This window comes from Streptomyces hebeiensis, from assembly GCF_052983195.1.
In genome coordinates, this window is sequence record NZ_CM129812.1 from 2,793,271 (window position 1) to 2,811,122 (window position 17,852).

The following is a 17,852-nucleotide window of genomic DNA, read 5'->3' on the forward strand; positions in this document are numbered from 1 at the left end:
CCACGCAGTCACACGGTCGATCGACCGGCGTACATCGTGGCGATGACCGTCTCGATATCCGGTTCCCGCACCGACAGGTCCATCAGCGGGAAGTCCGCCGCGATCCGCGCGACCAGCGGAGCCGCGGACTCCGCCGCCGGGAACGCCAGCCACTGCCGCGGCCCCTCCACCCGTACCACCCGCGTGCCGGGCAGCCCGATCGGCGGCAGCTCGCGCTCCAGATCGACCACGAGGGTCCGCTCGCTCCGGCCCACCTCGTGCAGCCCGGCCGGCGCACCGTCGTACAGCAGCCTGCCGTGGTCGATCACCATCACCCTGCGGCAGAGCTGTTCGATGTCGGTCAGGTCGTGCGTCGTCAGCAGCACCGTCGTGCCGCGCTCCGCGTTCAGGTCCCGCAGGAACTCCCTGACCTTCGCCTTGGAGATCACGTCGAGGCCGATGGTCGGTTCGTCCAGGTAGAGCACCTCGGGATCGTGCAGCAGGGCCGCCGCGATGTCGCCCCGCATCCGCTGGCCCAGCGAGAGCTGACGTACGGGTACGTCGAGCAGCTCGGCGAGATCGAGCAGTTCGACGCAGCGGTCCAGGTTGGCCCGGAAGCGCGCGTCGGGGACCCGGTACATCCGGTGCATCAGGCGGTACGAGTCGATCAGCGGCAGGTCCCACCAGAGCGTGGTGCGCTGGCCGAAGACGACGCCTATGCGCCGCGCCAGCCTCGTGCGCTCACGGGACGGGTCGATGCCCGCGACCCGCAGCCGGCCGCCGCTCGGCGTCAGGATGCCGGTGAGCATCTTGATGGTGGTGGACTTGCCCGCGCCGTTGGGGCCGATGTATCCGACCATCTCGCCGCGCGGCACCCGGAAGCTGATGCCGTCGACCGCCCGTACCTGGTGTTTCTCCCGGCGCAGCAGGCCCGCCCTGCGCCGGACGTCGAAGACCTTCTCCAGGCCGTCGAGTTCGATGAAGCGGGCGTCCGCGTCGTCGCTCTCGTCCCAGCTCACTGCCAACTGTCCCCTCTTCTTCCCTCGTCACCACTCGCGTCACCACGCGTCTCCACTCGGCGTCGCCGTCGACCTCACCCCACCGCCGTGTCCGCCTAACTCCCCGTACTGCGGTACGCCCTGAGCCCCGTACGCCACGCCAGCCCCGCCAGCGCACAGCACCCCGCCGCCACCACCGGCGGCAGGAACGCGACCGCGACCGGCAGGTCCAACGGGTACTCCCGCCCCAGGACGTACAGCGCCGGGAGCCAGTTGACGAACGCGAGCGGCACCAGGAAGGTCACCCCGCGCAGCAGGTCCTGCGCGAAGACCGTCGGCGGGTACTGGAGCAGGGTCGTACCGCCGTACGTGAACGAGTTCTGCACCTCCGACGCGTCCTGCGCCCAGAACTGGAACGCCGCGCCCACCACGAACACCGCCGCGAAGATCGCCGCCCCGCTCAGCACCATCATCGGCACCATCAGCACCCGGAGGACCGTCCAGTCGACGTCCACCGACGCCACCGCGTACCCCAGCACCAGCAGTCCCTGTGTGATCCGGCCGAGGCGGCGCAGCGCGAACCGGTCGGCGGCCACCTGGGCGAGGACGGGGACGGGCCGCAGCAGCAGCGTGTCGAGGGTGCCGTCCCGCACCCGGCGGCCCAGCCGGTCCATCGAGCCGAGCACCAGGTCGGTGAGGCCGAAGGCGGTGGCGGAGGTGCCGTACAGGAAGGCGACCTCGGGCAGCGAGTAGCCGCCCAGCGTGTCCACATGACTGAACATCAGCAGGATCGCCACGAAATCGAGGGCGGACCCCGCGAAGTTGCCGAACGCGGTCATCACGAAGGAGCCCCGGTAGGCCATCGTGGACCGCACCCACATCGCGACGATCAGGCCGTACGCGCGCAGACCGTCCCGCAGGGCCGCGCCCCGGGACGACCGCGGAACCCACCGGTCCGGACCCCGGCGCGGCAACCTCGCGTCGGTCACGGCGGTCGCGGCGGTCTCCTCGGCCACCTCGGACTCCTCAGCCACCCTGGACCACCACCCTCCGCGTCGCGACCGTCTGCACCAGCCGGCCGGCCCCCAGCAGCGCCAGCGCCCAGCACGCCTGGAACGCGTACGCCCCGGCCAGTTCCCACCCCGCGAGCCGGCCGAGGAGGACGTCCGCCGGGATCTGGAGCAGCGAGCACCAGGGCAGCGCCCGCGCCACCTCGCCCAGCGCACCGGGGAACACGTTCAGGGGCAGCAGCAGCCCGGAGAAGAACGACCCCGCCAGCCAGCTGACCTGCGCCGCCCCCGCCCCGTCCATCAGCCAGAACGCGGAGAGCGCCACCAGGAAACGGATCGCGAAGCTGACCACCACGCCGAGCGCCACGGCCACCAGGAACGCCGCCCAGACCAGCGGGCTCGCCGGCAGCGAGAGGTCGAAGACCAGCGCGCCGCACGCCAGCGGCACGATCCCCCGGCCGAGCAGGTGGAACACCGCCCGGCCGAGGTCGCTCGCCAGCCACCAGAGCTGGAGATCGGCGGGCCGGTAGAGATCGACGGCGATCGCGCCGGTACGGATCCGCTCGATCAGCTCGTCCTCGAAACCGCCGCCCATCAGGACGCAGGTCATCAGCAGCGCCTGGCTGATCCACACATAGGTGACCGCCTGGGAGAGGTCGTAGCCGCCGAGTCGGGGACGCTCGTCCCACAGGGCGATGTACGTGTACGCCACGATGAAGCCGAAGACCGTGTTGGTGAACGCGCCCGCCAGCGTGGCCACCCGGTACGTCGCGTAGCGCCGGAACCCGCCCGCGGCCACCGCCGCGTACAGCCGCGGCGCCCCGCTCACCCCGCAACCCCCCTCACGCCCACTGACCACCCCTCCTGTCCGCGCCAAAGCGGCCGACCATAGCCGACACCGGTCACTCCGCGCTATTGAATATCCGCGTCCGGTGGCCACCGCCGCTCCATGTCCCGGTCCCGCCGCGGCGCCTTCCCGCGCCGTCGCGCTCCGCCCGAGCCCGTCCGCGCCCCGACACACCCCGGCCACGCCCCGGCGGCGCTCCCCCGTACGGCGTCAGATCTGCCCCGCTCCGGCAGCATTTCGTCGATAGGAACAGCGTTTCTTGGCTCTTGTAGGTGAATCACCTGATACGACACCCGTTATGCCGGAGAGCGACGAGCCACAGAGCCAAGGGGCCCCAGCGGACCCCGACCAGGCTGACCAGGCTGACCAGCCCGGCAGTACGGCAGAGGCGGACGCAGAGGCAGACGCAGACCCGGACCGTGCGACCGGCGCGGACGGAACCAAGCGGTTGAAGAAGCGCGAGCGGCCCCGGCGCACCGGCTGGCACCGGCTCGTCCCCACCTGGCGCGTGACGCTGTGTGCCTTCCTGGTCGGCGGACTCGCCCTCGTCGCCGGCTTCGTCGTGGGCTACAAGGTCGTCGACATTCCCGCGGCCAACGTCGCGGCCACCGCGCAGTCGAACGTCTACCTCTACCGGGACGGCACCCACATCGCCCGGGACGGCGAGATCAACCGCGAGAACGTCAGGCTCGTCCAGGTCCCCGACACCGTCCAGCACGCCGTGCTCGCGGCCGAGGACCGCGGCTTCTACAACGAGCCCGCCGTCGACCCCCAGGGCATGATCCGCGCCGCCTGGAACACCGCCATGGGAAAGGGCACCCAGGGCGGCTCGACCATCACCCAGCAATACGTCAAGAACTACTACCTGGGCCAGGAACAGACCATCGTCCGCAAGACGAAGGAATTCTTCATCGCGATCAAGCTGAACCGCGAGGTCAGCAAGGAACGCATTCTCCAGGGATATCTGAACACCAGTTACTTCGGCCGCAACGCGTACGGAATCCAGGCCGCCGCCCAGGCGTACTACGGCAAGGACGTCGAGGATCTCACCACCGCCGAGGGCGCGTACCTGGCGTCGCTCCTGAACGCCCCCAGCGAGTTCGACGTCGTCGTCCACCCCGAGAACCGGCAGTCCGCCGTCGCCCGCTGGAACTACGTCCTCGACGGCATGGTCACGGAGAACTGGCTCACCCCCGCCGAACGGGCCGTCCAGGAATTCCCCGTACCCGGAAAGATCAAGCACACGACCGTCGGCCTCTCCGGCCAGCGGGGCTATGTCGTCAAGGTCGTCGAGCACTATCTCCTCAGCCACGGAATCCTCGACGAGAAGACGCTGGCGCGCGGCGGTTACCGGATCACCACCACCCTGGAGCGGAAGAAGCAGGACGCCCTCGGCCGGGCCGTCAAGGACCAGGTCATCTCGCAACTCGACAGCGGACGTCCGCCCGACCGCAACGTCCGGGTCGGCGGCACCTCCATCGATCCGCGTACCGGCCGGGTCGTCGCCATGTACGGCGGCATCGACTACACCAAGCAGTTCGTCAACAACGCCACCCGACGCGACTACCAGGTCGGCTCCACCTTCAAGCCCTTCGTCCTCGCCGCGGCCGTCCAGCACGGCGCCCGGACCCTGGACGGCCGGCGCGTCACCCCCAACACCATGTACGACGGCACCAACGAGCGCATGGTCGAGGGCCGCGACGGCCCCACCGACTACTCCCCGGCCAACGAGGACGAGAAGGACTACGGCTCGATCACCGTACGGGAGGCCACCGACAAGTCCGTCAACGCCGTCTACGCGCAGCTGGCGCAGGACGTCGGCCCCGCCCTGGTCAGGGACACCGCCATCGCCCTCGGCATCCCCCCGGCCACCCCCGATCTCACCGCCTCCCCCTCCATCGCGCTCGGCCCCGCGACGGCGAGCGTGCTGGACATGGCGCAGGCGTACGCGACCCTCGCCAACCACGGCGAGCGCGTCCCGTACACCCTGGTCGCGAAGATCACCCGAAACGGTACGTCCGTCCCCCTGCCCGACCGCCCGGCCACCCGGGCCATCAGCCGTGAGGCCGCCGACACCACCACCTCGGTGCTCCAGGGCGTCGTCCGCGGCGGCACCGGCACCGCGGCCGGGGCGGCGGGCCGGCCGGCCGCGGGCAAGACGGGCACGGCGGAGGACGACAAGGCGGCGTGGTTCGCCGGATACACCCCCGAACTGGCCACCGTGGTCTCGCTGATGGGCGCCGACCCCGAGACCGCCCAGCAGAAGCCGCTGTACGGGGCGCTCGGCCAGGCCAGGATCAACGGCGGCGGGCCGCCCGCTCAGATCTGGGGCCAGTACACGGCCGCCGCGCTGCGCGGCACCGCCGTACAGGACTTCGACCTGCGGCTGGCACCGGGCGCGGAGGAGTCGGCGTCGCCGGACCCGGAGCGGTCGGGCGCGTCCCGCTCGCCCGGCGCCTCGGGCTCCCCCGGCCCGTCGGAACAGGGCCGCACGGAGGAGGACGGGACGACCGGCGGCCGGACGGACGGCGGCGACACCGGGGAAGGCGGGAACGGCGGCCACCCGGGTACGGGCGGCGTCGGCGACAGCGGCGGTGACGACCGCGGCGGTCCGGACCCGTTCCCCGAGGGGCGGGGCCCGGACGGGAACCCGGGGCGGCCACCTGGCGAGGGCCCGCGGGACGACGGCCGGCCACGCAGACCCCATGAGAAGGGCGGGGGCGGCGGGACGACGAGTGCCGACACCGACGACGACGCCGACAGCGACGCCGACGGGACGGCCGGTGGCAACGGCAGCGGCGAAGTCAAGGGCACCGGCGGTTCGGGAAGCGGCAAGAGCGGCGGCAAGGCAAGCGGCTCGGCCGAGTCGGCGACCGCGCGGACGCCGGAGGCGACGGCCTCGGACACCTGACGGCGGCCGCCGGCCGGGCCGCCCGGGCGACTCGGGCGGCCCGGCCGGCTCCCGTGGCCCGGGCAGCTCTCGCCGCTCCCGTCGCCCGGCAGGCTCCCGCCGTTCCGGGTCAGTGCCCCGACGTCGCCTTCAGACCCACCACGGCCACCAGCAGCAGACAGACGAAGAAGACACGGGCGGCCGTCACCGGCTCCCCCAGCACCGCCATGCCCAGCACCGCCGCGCCGGCCGCGCCGATCCCGACCCACACCCCGTAGGCCGTACCGATCGGCAACGACTTCGCGGCCTGTGCCAGCAACACCATGCTCGCGACGATCCCGGCGGCCGTGAACACGCTCGGCCACAGCCGGGTGAACCCCTCGGTGTACTTCATCCCGATCGACCAGCCGACCTCCAGCAGACCGGCGACGATCAGCAGAACCCAGGCCATGACGCAACCTCCGACGCGATACGCGGACAGCGGATGCGTCGTCTTGTCGCTTCACCCGGTACGGCGCGTCTCGTCGGGGGTCCCCATGCTACACAGGCCGGTGGAGGCGGCTACCGACCGCACCGGCAGCCACCGACCGGCCCGGACAGGCACCGACAGCTACGGGAACGGCCACGGGAGCGGGGCTACGGGAGTGGTCCGGGAGTGGCTGCGGGCCGGCTACAGGTAGAGGCCCGTGGAGTCCTCGGACCCCTCGAAGCGGTCCGCCGCCACCGCGTGCAGGTCCCGCTCGCGCATCAGCACGTAGGCCACCCCGCGCACCTCGACCTCGGCACGGTCCTCGGGGTCGTACAGCACCCGGTCCCCGGGCTCCACCGTGCGTACGTTCTGCCCCACCGCGACCACCTCGGCCCAGGCCAGCCGCCGGCCGACCGCCGCCGTCGCGGGGATGACGATGCCGCCGGACGAACGCCGCTCGCCCTCCGGGATGTCCGTCCTGACCAGTACGCGGTCGTGAAGCATCCGGATGGGCAGTTTGTCGTGGGTGTTCTCGCTCACGTCTCAGAACCTACCTGCCCGCGCGTGGCCCGTACGCCTCAGGGGTCACCGAACGCCCGCCCGGGAACGGGCCTCCCGGCCCGCCGGGCGACCACCGCAGGCCGTCCGCCGCCGACCGACCAGCGCCCGACCGGCCACCGCCGGGCGCGTCAGCCCCGGCGCCGCCTGGTCGACACCACCATCAGCCCCACCAGTCCGATCGCCACCAGCGCAACCGGAACCAGCCGCTCCATCCGGGGCCCGCCGTCCGCCCCGACGAACTGCGTCCGCACCCCGGACAGTGTCCGGTTCACGGCGACGTACGCGCGCCCCGCGGTCTGGTCCACCCGCGAGGCCACCCGCGCCTTCGCGTCCCCGACGATCGTCTTCGGGTGGACGCGCACACCGATCTCGTCGAGCGTCTCGGCGAGCTGATCGCGCCGGCGGACGATGTCCGCCTCGATCTGCGCCGGGGTCCTGGAATCCGACACCGCGCTGCCTCCGTGGTCGTGTCCGATTGTCGATGGTGATGCTCCAGGAGCAGTCTGTCAGCTCCGCCGTCACCGCACCCGACGGCACCCCCGATTACGCTCGGCCCGTAGGCCCTGTCCGGCCGACCCACCCACGTGACCGACGACGAGGAGACCCGAAAACCATGAGCGAGCGACTCCAGCCCGGCGACACCGCCCCCGCCTTCACCCTGCCCGACGCGGACGGCCGCGATGTCTCGCTCGCGGACCACAAGGGACGCAAGGTCATCGTCTACTTCTACCCGGCGGCGCTCACTCCCGGGTGCACCAAGCAGGCCTGCGACTTCACCGACAACCTCGACCTGCTGGCCGAGGCGGGCTACGACGTCATCGGGGTGTCGCCGGACAAGCCCGAGAAGCTGGCCACGTTCCGTGAGCGGGAGAACCTGAAGGTCACGCTGGTGGGAGATCCCTCCAAGGAGGTGCTGACCGCGTACGGCGCCTTCGGGGAGAAGACGATGTACGGCAGGACCGTGACCGGGGTGATCCGCTCGACGATCGTCGTGGACGAGGACGGCAAGGTCGAGCGCGCCCTCTACAACGTGCGGGCCACCGGTCATGTCGCGAAGATCATCAAGGACCTCGGCATCTGAGCCCCGCCCCCGGGGGAGAGGGCCCGCGGGCGACCTCGGGTCCGCCTCGCCCCCGCGGCGGACCCGGGCCCGACGCCGTACGTGGCCCCCGGTGTCCGGACCCACCGTCACCCACCGTCGCCACCCGCAGGAGGGCATGACCGGGGTCACACTTCCAGAGAGCTCTGGTTTGCGAACGCCACGATCGCGCAGAAGCTCCCATTGAAGTGTTCCGCCACCCGAGAAAGGACCACGCCATGGCCGGCCAGGAGCATGACGAGGTGGCCGACCCCGCCGCGGTCAAGCGCCATCCCACCCTCTTCCGCACGATCAGACAGCGCAAGAACCCCAAACTGCGCCGGTCCGACATCACCATCACCGACGAGCGCGCGGTCAAGCGGGCCGTGAAGGCCGCCTCCCTGGGTAACGCCATGGAGTGGTTCGACTTCGGCATCTACAGCTATCTGGCCGTCACGATCGGCCATGTCTTCTTCCCGTCCGGAAACCCCACGGCCGAGCTGCTCTCCTCCTTCGCGACCTTCGCGGTCGCGTTCCTCGTACGGCCGCTCGGCGGCATGGTCTTCGGCCCCATGGGCGACAAGATCGGCCGCAAGAAGGTCCTCGCCCTGACGATGATCATGATGGCGGTCGGCACCTTCGCCATCGGCCTGATCCCCTCGTACGCCACGATCGGCTTCTGGGCCCCGGCGCTGCTGATCCTCTTCCGGCTGGTCCAGGGCTTCTCCACCGGCGGCGAGTACGGCGGGGCGTCCACCTTCATCGCCGAGTACGCCCCGGACAAGCGCCGCGGCTTCTTCGGCAGCTTCCTGGAGTTCGGCACGCTGGCGGGCTACGTCGGCGCGGCCGGTCTGGTCACCGCGCTCACCGCGGCGCTCGGCGCGGACACGATGGAGGCATGGGGCTGGCGGGTGCCGTTCCTGGTCGCGGGCCCGCTGGGGCTGGTCGGCCTGTACCTGCGGCTACGGCTCGACGAGACGCCGGCCTTCCAGAAGCTGGAGGCGGAGAGCGCCCGCGCCTCGGAGGCCGCGGACGCGGTGGAGGTCACCACCCGGGAGGACCTGGCCAAGATCTTCCGCACGTACTGGCCCGCGCTGATCCTGTGCATCGCCCTGGTGGGCGCGTACAACATCACCGACTACATGCTGCTGTCGTACATGCCGACCTACCTCTCCGACGAGCTCGGCTACAGCCCGACCCACGGCCTGATGATCCTGCTGGTGGTCATGGTCTTCCTGATGCTGATCATCAACCAGGTGGGCCGGCTCAACGACCGCTACGGCCGCAAGCCGCTGCTGATGGCCGGCATGCTCGGGTTCCTCTTCCTCTCCCTGCCGTCCTTCCTCCTGATAGGCGAGGGCAGCGTCGTGGCCATCACGGCGGGCCTGCTGATGATGGGGCTGTCCCTGGTCTGCCTGCTGGGCACGATGTCGGCGGCGCTCCCCGCGCTGTTCCCCACGGAGGTCCGCTACGGCTCGCTGTCCGTGGGCTACAACGTCGCCGTCTCCCTCTTCGGCGGCACCACCCCCTTCGTGATCACGGCTCTGATCGACGTGGCCGGCAGCAACCTGATGCCCGCGTACTACGCGATGGCGGCGGCGCTGGTGGGCGTGATCGCGGTGGCGTGCATGAAGGAGACGGCGCGACAGCCGCTGGAGGGCTCGCCGCCGTCGGTGGGGACGGAGGAGGAAGCCGTGGAACTGATCCAGTCCCAGACCCCGGAACCCAAGTTCTGACCCCTCGGATCCGCCCGGCGACGTCCCGCACCGCGAAAGAAGCGGTGCGGGACGTTCCGCTTCTCGTCGCTTTCCGGACGTGACCGCTCGATATGCGGTTCGTTACCCAGTGCGAGACCGCGAGGCCGAGGCCGAGGCCGTCAAGGAACGGCGGTCCGAGGGGGAACGATGACAGTGGAACGCGCCCGGCAGGCCCAGGATCGCGCTGCCGAGGAATCCGGCGGCGACCCGACGGGCGAGGAACGTCTGGCCGCGGCCGTCGCCCAGGCACGCACCTGGGCGGACCTGATGCGGCGGCTCGGGCTGGGGGAGAGCGGCGGGCGGCGGCGGGCGCTCCAGCGGCAGGTTGCCGAACGAGGGCTGGACACCAGCCACTTCAAGCAGGGCAGTCCATGGCGGAAGTACCCGGACGAGGCGATAGCCGCGGCCGTCGCGACGTCCACGACTCTGCGCGAGGTCGTCCTCAAGCTGGGCGCCACGCCGGCCACGGGCACGATGTCGCACATCGCCCGGCGTATCGCGGCGGCCGGGATCGACGTGGGCCATTTCCCGGGAATGGCTCGCTCACGGCTCGATCTGCCGTTCACGGCCGCCGAACTGACGGCCGCCGCCGCTTCCGCCCGGAGCATCCGTGGCGTGGCACGGGCACTCGGCGTGCCCGACGACGGCCGCTCCCGTGCCACCCTCGGCCGGATGCTCAAGGAACACGGCGTCGACACCACGCATTTCCGTAACGCGCGGTTGGCGATCCCGGAGGCGGCGCTGCGTGCGGCAGTGCCGACCGCCTCCAGTTAAGCCGACGTCATGCGTGCCCTCGGACTCCCCGTGAACGACACGAACCATCGGCGCGTCCGGCGGCGAGTGGGGCAACTCGGCCTCGATACCCGTCACTTCAAGCGGCGCCCGTGGGGGCCGGTCCGCGCGCGCCCCTCGGCACCTGCGGCACGGCGCACCCTCGTCGAACTGCCCGAGGGTTCCCCGCGTACCAACCGTGCCCGCCTCCATCGCGCCCTGCGGGAGATCGGCGTCCCCTACCGCTGCGCGTCCTGCGGCAACACCGGCGAATGGCTCGGGCATCCGATGACCCTGCAGATCGACCATATGAACGGAGACTGGCGCGACAACCGGGCCGAGAATCTGCGGTACCTGTGCCCGAACTGCCACGCGCTCACGGACACGTGGTGCCGGAGCCGACGGAGTGAGCGCCGGACAAGCGTGGAGGACTCGGCCACAGACGACTACCGGCCGCCGGCCCGGTAGCATGGCACGCGGCTCGCGGCGGTGGCGCAACGGCTGACGCAGCAGACTTAGGATCTGTGGCCCTTGATCGGGCTTGAGGGTTCGAATCCCTTCCGCCGCACACTAATGGCCTGCGAATCAAAGGAATGATTTGCAGGCCATTGCGCTGTCGGCTCCTTGATCGTCAGCCCAGGAGCTCCCGGATCACCGGGACCAGGGCGCGGAACGCCTTGCCCCGGTGGCTGATCGCGTTCTTCTCCGCGGGGGACAGTTCCGCGCAGGTGCGGGTCTCCCCCATGGGCTGGAGGATCGGGTCGTAGCCGAAGCCGTTCGTGCCCGACGGGGCCGTGCGGAGGGTGCCTTCGAGGCGGCCCTCGACCACGCGTTCCGTGCCGTCCGGGAGGGCGAGGGCCGCCGCGCAGGCGAAGTGGGCCGAGCGGTGGGGCGGGGCGATGTCGCCGAGCTGGGCCAGCAGGAGGTCGAGGTTGGCCCGGTCGTCGCCGTGGCTGCCCGCCCAGCGGGCGGAGAAGATGCCGGGGGCACCGTTCAGGACGTCCACGCACAGGCCCGAGTCGTCGGCGACGGCGGGCAGGCCGGTGGCGGCGGCCAGGGCGTGCGCCTTGAGCAGCGCGTTCTCGGCGAAGGTGACACCGGTCTCCTTCACGTCCGGGACGTCGGGGTAGGCCGCCGCGCCGACGAGGTCGTGGGGCAGGCCGGCGTCGGCGAGGATGGCCTCGAGTTCGGTGATCTTCCCGGCGTTACGGGTGGCGAGGATCAAGCGGGTCATGCGTCCCAGTATCGGCCCCGGGGCAGGGTTCCCCGCGCGCGGGTGCCCCGGAGGCGGCCGGGGCCGGGCACCCGGCCCGGTCCCTACGCCCGCACGCGCCCGTATCGAACGGACCGGCGGGTCCGTGCCGGGCGCCGCCCGCTCAGGACGACGCCGAGTCCAGCGCGGCCCGCTGGAGCTTCTCCAGATCCGCGCAGCCCGCCGTGGCGAGGTCGAGCAGCGCGTTCAGCTCCTCGCGGTCGAACGGCTCGGCCTCCGCCGTGCCCTGGACCTCGACGAAGCGGCCGTCGCCGGTGCACACGACGTTCATGTCGGTCTCGGCCCGCACGTCCTCCTCGTAGCAGAGGTCGAGCAGCGGCGTACCCGCCACGATGCCTACGCTGACGGCCGCGACGGTGTCGGTCAGGGGCCGGCGGCCGGGCCTGACGATCTTCTTGGTCCGGGCCCAGGCGACCGCGTCGGCGAGGGCGACGTACGCGCCGGTGATGGCGGCGGTGCGGGTGCCGCCGTCGGCCTGGAGGACGTCGCAGTCGAGCACGACGGTGTTCTCGCCGAGTGCCTTGTAGTCGATCACGGCGCGCAGGGACCGGCCGATGAGGCGGCTGATCTCGTGCGTACGGCCGCCGATCTTGCCGCGTACGGACTCGCGGTCGCCACGGGTGTTGGTGGAGCGGGGCAGCATCGCGTACTCGGCGGTGACCCAGCCTTCGCCGCTGCCCTTGCGCCAGCGGGGTACGCCTTCGGTGACGGAGGCGGTGCACAGGACTCTGGTGTCACCGAAGGAGATGAGGACGGAGCCCTCGGCGTGCTTGCTCCAGCCGCGTTCGATGGAGACGGGGCGGAGCTGTTCGGGGGTGCGGCCGTCGATTCGAGACATGGGCACGAGCCTATCGGGACAGCGTGGAGGGGCTCGGTCCGGTCGTCCGGACCGAGCCCCTCCACGTTCCCGGCGCGCACCACCGGGCGCGTTCCGCGTCCCCGCGCGCGGTCGCTCACTCGGTCACATCATGTCCTCGATCTCGGCGGCGAGCGGGTCGGCGTCCGTGCCGATGACGACCTGGACCGCGGTGCCCATCTTGACGACGCCGTGCGCCCCGGCCGCCTTCAGGGCGGCCTCGTCGACGAGGGAGGAGTCGACGACCTCGGTGCGGAGACGGGTGATGCAGCCCTCGACCTCTTCGATGTTGTCGAGCCCGCCGAGCGCGGCGACGATCTTCTCGGCTTTGGTGGCGTCCTTGGTGGCCATGTCTGTCTCCCTGACTCTCGGCGGCTCTGTGACCCACGATCCGACCCGGTACGGTCCGATTTGCCACCGTAACGCACGGTTGGACCAACTTCACAGGCATGCCGCCGGAGCATGGCGAATGATGACAGCAGTGCGGCCCCCCGGTCGCCGGCCAGGACGCGGGACCGGCCCACGGTCCGTAGCCCGTAGCCCGTACGGGAGGACGCCGATGAGTGCCGACAGCGCGGCAGCGGCACAGCCGCCGGAGCCGGCCGGGGCGTCAGGGGCGGCGGGGCCGCGCCCGAAGCCCTGGAACGGACTGCTGCGGGGGCTGCAGAAGATCGGGCGCAGCCTGCAACTGCCGGTGGCCGTACTGCCCGCGGCCGGACTGCTGATCAGCCTCGGGAGCCTCTTCTCCGCCTACTTGCACGGCCCGTTCTGGGACAAGACGGCGAAGGTGTTCGTCCAGGGCGGCACGGCGGTGCTGGACGGGGCGTTCGGGCTGCCCCTGCTGTTCGCCATCGGCGTCGCGATCGGTTTCGCCAAGAAGGCGGACGGGTCGACCGCGCTGGCCGTCGTCGTCGGGTTCCTCGTCTACCACAACGTGCTCGCGGCCTTCCCGGTCGGCGGTTCGGTCACCAAGGCGACCCCGAACGGCGTCCCGCAGAATCCGGGGGTCTTCGGCGGCATCCTGATCGGGCTGCTCACGGCCGTCGTCTGGCAGCGCTTCCACCGTACGAGACTGGTCGACTGGCTCGGCTTCTTCAACGGCCGGCGGCTGGTGCCGATCCTGATGGCCTTCATCTGTGTCGTGCTGGGCGTGGCCTTCGGGCTGCTGTGGCAGCCGGTCGGCGACGGGCTGACCTGGTGCGGGAAGCAGCTGATCAGTCTGGGCGCCTGGGGAGCGGGAATCTTCGGGGTCGCCAACCGGCTGCTCCTTCCGGTCGGAATGCACCAGTTCCTGAACACGTTCTTCTGGTTTCAGGCCGGTTCGTACACCAAGCCGGACGGAACGGTCGTCCAGGGCGACCTGACCCGGTTCTTCGCGGGGGATCCCTCGGCGGGCCAGTTCATGTCCGGTTTCTTCCCCATCATGATGTTCGGCCTGCCCGCCGCCGCGCTCGCCATCACCCACTGCGCCCGGCCGCGGCACCGCAAGCGGATCGCCGGGCTGATGCTCTCGCTGGCGCTGACCTCGTTCGTGACGGGGGTGACCGAGCCGCTGGAGTTCTCCTTCCTGTTCGCGGCCCCCTTGCTGTACGGGGCGCACGCGCTGCTGACGGGGGTGTCGATGGCGGTCACCTGGGCGCTGGGGGTGCACGCGGGGTTCAGCTTCTCGGCGGGGCTGATCGACTACGTGGTCAACTGGCACCTCGACACCAAGCCCTGGCTGATCATTCCGATCGGCCTGTGCTTCGCCGTCGTGTACTACGTGGTGTTCAGGTTCGCGATCCTGCTGTTCGACATTCCCACGCCGGGGCGCGAACCGGAGAGCCTGGAGGAGGAGGGCGAACAGCAGAACGTCAAGACGTGAAGCGCGGGCGTGGCGGCGCGTGGCGGGCGGGCCGTTGTCGGCCCCGGCCGCCCGCCCGCCCCCGCTCCGCGTACTGCCGTACGGCGTGGTGCGCGTCGTACAAACGCGGTGCTGACGCCCCGTCAGATCTCGTACACCGCACCGGGAACGGCCAGTTCCGCCGGTCCCCGGAAGACGGCACGGGCGTCGGCCAGATTCCGCTCCGCGTCCGTCCACGGCGGAATGTGCGTCAGCACCAGCCGCCGGGCCCCCGCCCGCGCCGCGTGCGCACCGGCCTCGCGGCCGTTCAGGTGGAGGCCCGCGATGTCCTCCTTGCCGTACGTGTACGCCGCCTCGCACAGGAAGAGGTCCGTGTCCCGGGCGAGTTCGACGAGCGGGTCACAGACCCCGGTGTCACCCGAGTAGGTGAGGGACCGCCCACCGTGTTCGATCCGGATGGCGAACGTCTCCACGGGGTGGGCGACGCGCTCCGTACGGACCGACAGCGGACCGATACGGAACGAACCCGCCTCCAGCGTACGGAAGTCGAACACCTCGCTCATCGACTTGTCCGAGGGCGTGTCCGCGTAGGCGGTGGTCAGCCGCTGTTCGGTGCCCTCGGGGCCGTAGACGGGGATGGCGTCGCAGCGACCGCCGTCGAAACGGTAGTAGCGGGCGACGAAGTACCCGCACATGTCGATGCAGTGGTCCGCGTGGAGATGGCTGAGGAAGATGGCGTCGAGGTCGTAAAGACCGATGTGTCGCTGCAACTCGCCGAGGGCGCCATTGCCCATGTCGAGCAGCAGCCGGAAGCCGTCGGCCTCTACGAGGTAGCTGGAGCAGGCCGAGCCCACGGAGGGGAACGAGCCCGAGCAGCCGACGACGGTGAGCTTCATTGAGCGTGAACCTCCGTGGCAGGGACGGGGGACGGCGGTGCGGGGCGGGGCGGGGCCGTGCGGGCGGAGCGGGGCGGCGTGGTGGTGTTGTGCGGTTTGTCGAGCGTAAAGCGCGAAAGGGCGGGCCGCTCCTTCAGGGCGGGCCGTTGTGGGCGAACTCACCTGGGCTGTCACCGGTTCGGGGGCGGTTCGCCTCCGGCGGGGGTACGGGGTGCGGGTGCCGCCTGTGGCGGGCTGGTCCCCGGCCCCGCCCCTTCCCGCAACCGGGGCGGGGCCCCGGACCCTCGTTGCGGGGGCTTCGCCCCCGAGCCCCTTGGCGCCGGCTTCGCGGCGGGCGCCTCCGTGTGTGGTGCGGGGCGGTGGTCGTGTGCGGGTTGTCGCCGGGGGCCGTTCCGGGGCTCGTGTCCGGAGGCCCCGGGCCCCGGCACCCTCACCGGCCGGCTCCGCACCCCCCGCCGGAGGCGACCCCGCACCCCGGCCGGAAGGCGATCACGCCCAGAGCTGGCCCTGCAGCGCCTCGATCGCCTCGTCCGTCGTCCCCGCCGTGTACACGCCCGTCGACAGGTACTTCCAGCCACCGTCCGCCACCACGAACACGATGTCCGCGCTCTCGCCCGCCTTCAGCGCCTTCTTGCCGACCCCGATCGCCGCGTGCAGCGCCGCGCCCGTCGAGATGCCGGCGAAGATTCCTTCCCGCTGGAGGAGTTCGCGGGTGCGGGTCACCGCGTCCGCCGAGCCGACCGAGAAGCGAGTGGTCAGCACGGACTCGTCGTACAGCTCGGGGACGAAGCCCTCGTCGAGGTTGCGCAGGCCGTAGACCAGGTCGTCATAGCGCGGCTCGGCGGCGACGATCTTGATGTCGGGCTTGTGTTCGCGCAGGTAGCGGCCCACGCCCATGAGCGTGCCCGTGGTGCCGAGGCCCGCCACGAAGTGGGTGACGGAGGGGAGGTCCGCCAGGATCTCGGGGCCGGTCGTGGCGTAATGGGCGCCCGCGTTGTCCGGGTTGCCGTACTGGTAGAGCATCACCCACGAGGGATTCTCGGCCGCCAGCTCCTTGGCGACCCGCACGGCCGTGTTGGAGCCGCCCGCCGCGGGGGACGAGATGATCTCCGCGCCCCACATGGCGAGCAGGTCGCGCCGTTCCCGCGAGGTGTTCTCCGGCATGACGCACACGATGCGGTAGCCCTTGAGCTTGGCCGCCATGGCGAGCGAGATGCCGGTGTTGCCGCTGGTGGGCTCCAGGATCGTGCTGCCCGGGGTGAGCCGCCCGTCCTTCTCGGCCTGCTCGACCATGTGGAGGGCGGGCCGGTCCTTGACCGAGCCGGTCGGGTTGCGGTCCTCCAGCTTGGCCCAGACGCGCACGTCCGCCGACGGGGACAGCCGTGGGAGCCGTACCAGGGGGGTGTTGCCGACCGCCGCCAGCGGGGAGTCGTACCGCATCAGACCGCGATCGTCCCGTGCGCGCCGCCGGCCACGGCCGGCAGGATGGTGACGCTGTCGCCGTCGGCGACCTTCGTGGAGATGCCGTCGAGGAAGCGGACGTCCTCGTCGTTGAGGTAGACGTTCACGAAGCGGCGGAGTTCGTCGCCCTTCGCCGGGTCGATGAGGCGCTCCCGGATGCCGGCGTGCCGGGTCTCGAGGTCGGCGAACAGCTCGGAGAGGGTCGTTCCGGTCCCCTCGACGGCCTTGGCGCCGCCCGTGTAGGTGCGGAGGATGGTCGGGATGCGGACCTCGATGGCCATGGCGTGGACTCCTGTCGGGAGATGGCGTGCAGGGCGCGCGGCTCGGACCCCCGCGCGAGGGGGTGGTGCGGACACGCGGATACGGCGATCTGCGCTCGGGGCCGTCGGTCAGCCGGAGCCGGCCTAGGCGGCGAGGCGGACGGGACGGGCCGGACAGATGGCGCTGGCGAGGCGGCACAGGTCGACGTGCAACCGCGCCACGAGCAGCGGGGTGCTCGGCGTCTTGTCGCTCACGTCGAAGGGAACCATGCGGTCATCGTATCGATTCCCGATCCGCGCCCCAGCATGCGATCCCATCTCGTGGACGGTTCCGGATCGGCATGTGGACGACGGGGTCGCGGGCACGGTGGCGGGAGGACACCCGGGCGGCGCGGTCAGACGATCTCGACGTCCTCCTCGGTGACCTCGCCGTCCACGATCCGGTACGAACGGAACTGGAAGGAGCCCGCGCCGTCGGTGTCGGCGGTGGAGACCAGGACGTAGTGGGCGCCCGGCTCGTTGGCATAGCTGATGTCCGTACGGGACGGGTACGCCTCGGTCGCCGTGTGCGAGTGGTAGATGATCACCGGCTCCTCGTCCCGGTCGTCCATCTCGCGGTAGAGCTTGAGCAGATCGGCCGAGTCGAACTCGTAGAACGTGGGCGAGCGGGCCGCGTTGAGCATGGGGATGAACCGCTCGGCCCGTCCGCTGCCGGCCGGGCCCGCGACCACGCCGCACGCCTCGTCGGGGTGGTCGGCGCGCGCGTGCGCGACGATCTGGTCGTGCAGGTCCTGGGTGATTTCGAGCATGGGACGAGGATACGAGGATCCGACGACAGGCAGGCCGGCCTCCGGAGCCGGGAGCCGGATCCGGAGGCCGTGGCGGAGGTGCGGAAGGGTACGA

Annotated in this window: 19 protein-coding genes, 1 tRNA gene and 1 riboswitch; of the genes, 6 read left to right on the forward strand and 14 right to left on the reverse strand. The window is 71.3% G+C overall.

Annotation, left to right across the window (positions count from 1 at the left end; all coding sequences use genetic code 11):
- Window positions 1-8 precede the first annotated feature (8 nt).
- From ACU6P3_RS12115 to ACU6P3_RS12125, 3 genes are all read right to left on the reverse strand, one after another.
- A complete protein-coding gene (locus ACU6P3_RS12115) occupies window positions 9-1,004 on the reverse strand; it encodes an ABC transporter ATP-binding protein (protein ID WP_447197145.1) in 996 nt (331 codons plus the stop codon).
- A gap of 89 nt (window positions 1,005-1,093) precedes the next feature.
- Window positions 1,094-1,951 carry an ABC transporter permease gene (locus ACU6P3_RS12120; RefSeq protein WP_447197858.1) on the reverse strand — a complete coding sequence of 286 codons (858 nt, stop codon included), beginning with the start codon at window positions 1,949-1,951 and terminating at the stop codon, window positions 1,094-1,096.
- Between the two features lie 52 nt (window positions 1,952-2,003).
- Window positions 2,004-2,816, reverse strand: a complete 813-nt coding sequence (locus tag ACU6P3_RS12125; protein ID WP_447197146.1) for an ABC transporter permease — start codon at window positions 2,814-2,816, stop codon at window positions 2,004-2,006.
- Window positions 2,817-3,132: 316 nt separating this feature from the next.
- Here ACU6P3_RS12125 and ACU6P3_RS12130 point away from each other — a divergent pair, with 316 nt between their 5' ends.
- On the forward strand, window positions 3,133-5,745 hold the full coding sequence (locus ACU6P3_RS12130) for a transglycosylase domain-containing protein (protein ID WP_447197147.1): 2,613 nt from the start codon (window positions 3,133-3,135) through the stop codon (window positions 5,743-5,745).
- Window positions 5,746-5,854: 109 nt separating this feature from the next.
- Here ACU6P3_RS12130 and ACU6P3_RS12135 read toward each other — a convergent pair whose 3' ends face one another.
- The 3 genes from ACU6P3_RS12135 to ACU6P3_RS12145 form a co-directional block, all read right to left on the reverse strand.
- Window positions 5,855-6,175, reverse strand: a complete 321-nt coding sequence (locus ACU6P3_RS12135) for a DMT family transporter (protein WP_447197148.1) — start codon at window positions 6,173-6,175, stop codon at window positions 5,855-5,857.
- 32 nt (window positions 6,176-6,207) lie between these two features.
- Window positions 6,208-6,277: riboswitch (guanidine-III (ykkC-III) riboswitch) on the reverse strand.
- Between the two features lie 117 nt (window positions 6,278-6,394).
- Window positions 6,395-6,697 carry a GroES family chaperonin gene (locus ACU6P3_RS12140; protein ID WP_046506547.1) on the reverse strand — a complete coding sequence of 101 codons (303 nt, stop codon included), beginning with the start codon at window positions 6,695-6,697 and terminating at the stop codon, window positions 6,395-6,397.
- A 185-nt stretch (window positions 6,698-6,882) separates the two neighbouring features.
- Complete coding sequence (locus tag ACU6P3_RS12145) at window positions 6,883-7,203, reverse strand: DUF3618 domain-containing protein (protein ID WP_447197149.1); 321 nt, start codon at window positions 7,201-7,203, stop codon at window positions 6,883-6,885.
- A 164-nt stretch (window positions 7,204-7,367) separates the two neighbouring features.
- On the opposite strand from ACU6P3_RS12145, the gene bcp reads away from it, so the two are divergent.
- From bcp to ACU6P3_RS12170, 4 genes are all read left to right on the forward strand, one after another.
- Entirely contained in the window at window positions 7,368-7,835 is a 468-nt protein-coding gene (bcp, locus tag ACU6P3_RS12150; RefSeq protein WP_030748795.1) for a thioredoxin-dependent thiol peroxidase, read from the forward strand.
- Window positions 7,836-8,071: 236 nt separating this feature from the next.
- Complete coding sequence (proP, locus tag ACU6P3_RS12155; protein ID WP_447197150.1) at window positions 8,072-9,568, forward strand: glycine betaine/L-proline transporter ProP; 1,497 nt, start codon at window positions 8,072-8,074, stop codon at window positions 9,566-9,568.
- A 168-nt stretch (window positions 9,569-9,736) separates the two neighbouring features.
- Entirely contained in the window at window positions 9,737-10,363 is a 627-nt protein-coding gene (locus ACU6P3_RS12160; protein WP_447197151.1) for a hypothetical protein, read from the forward strand.
- Between the two features lie 480 nt (window positions 10,364-10,843).
- Window positions 10,844-10,928, forward strand: a tRNA-Leu gene (locus ACU6P3_RS12170).
- 63 nt (window positions 10,929-10,991) lie between these two features.
- Here ACU6P3_RS12170 and rdgB read toward each other — a convergent pair.
- The 3 genes from rdgB to ACU6P3_RS12185 all read right to left on the reverse strand — a co-directional run bounded on the left by rdgB (window position 10,992) and on the right by ACU6P3_RS12185 (window position 12,840).
- On the reverse strand, window positions 10,992-11,594 hold the full coding sequence (gene rdgB / locus ACU6P3_RS12175) for an RdgB/HAM1 family non-canonical purine NTP pyrophosphatase (RefSeq protein ID WP_447197152.1): 603 nt from the start codon (window positions 11,592-11,594) through the stop codon (window positions 10,992-10,994).
- Between the two features lie 142 nt (window positions 11,595-11,736).
- Window positions 11,737-12,471, reverse strand: a complete 735-nt coding sequence (gene rph / locus ACU6P3_RS12180; RefSeq protein ID WP_447197153.1) for a ribonuclease PH — start codon at window positions 12,469-12,471, stop codon at window positions 11,737-11,739.
- Between the two features lie 123 nt (window positions 12,472-12,594).
- Window positions 12,595-12,840, reverse strand: a complete 246-nt coding sequence (locus tag ACU6P3_RS12185; protein ID WP_030748808.1) for a PTS sugar transporter subunit IIB — start codon at window positions 12,838-12,840, stop codon at window positions 12,595-12,597.
- Window positions 12,841-13,048: 208 nt separating this feature from the next.
- Here ACU6P3_RS12185 and ACU6P3_RS12190 point away from each other — a divergent pair, with 208 nt between their 5' ends.
- A complete protein-coding gene (locus tag ACU6P3_RS12190) occupies window positions 13,049-14,353 on the forward strand; it encodes a PTS transporter subunit EIIC (RefSeq protein ID WP_447197154.1) in 1,305 nt (434 codons plus the stop codon).
- 122 nt (window positions 14,354-14,475) lie between these two features.
- Here the strand turns inward: ACU6P3_RS12190 and ACU6P3_RS12195 are convergent, their stop codons facing one another.
- From ACU6P3_RS12195 to ACU6P3_RS12215, 5 genes are all read right to left on the reverse strand, one after another.
- A complete protein-coding gene (locus tag ACU6P3_RS12195) occupies window positions 14,476-15,228 on the reverse strand; it encodes an MBL fold metallo-hydrolase (RefSeq protein WP_447197155.1) in 753 nt (250 codons plus the stop codon).
- Window positions 15,229-15,717: 489 nt separating this feature from the next.
- Window positions 15,718-16,668 (reverse strand): PLP-dependent cysteine synthase family protein, encoded by a 951-nt coding sequence (locus ACU6P3_RS12200; RefSeq protein WP_447197156.1) that lies wholly within the window; start codon window positions 16,666-16,668, stop codon window positions 15,718-15,720.
- A complete protein-coding gene (locus ACU6P3_RS12205; RefSeq protein WP_030748821.1) occupies window positions 16,668-16,970 on the reverse strand; it encodes a MoaD/ThiS family protein in 303 nt (100 codons plus the stop codon). The genes ACU6P3_RS12200 and ACU6P3_RS12205 overlap by 1 nt, the downstream gene beginning before the upstream one ends.
- A 123-nt stretch (window positions 16,971-17,093) precedes the next feature.
- Window positions 17,094-17,219: a putative leader peptide gene (locus tag ACU6P3_RS12210; RefSeq protein WP_344277798.1), complete on the reverse strand. Its 126-nt coding sequence runs from the start codon at window positions 17,217-17,219 to the stop codon at window positions 17,094-17,096.
- Between the two features lie 125 nt (window positions 17,220-17,344).
- Window positions 17,345-17,758, reverse strand: a complete 414-nt coding sequence (locus ACU6P3_RS12215) for a M67 family metallopeptidase (RefSeq protein WP_030748824.1) — start codon at window positions 17,756-17,758, stop codon at window positions 17,345-17,347.
- Between the last annotated feature and the right edge of the window lie 94 nt (window positions 17,759-17,852).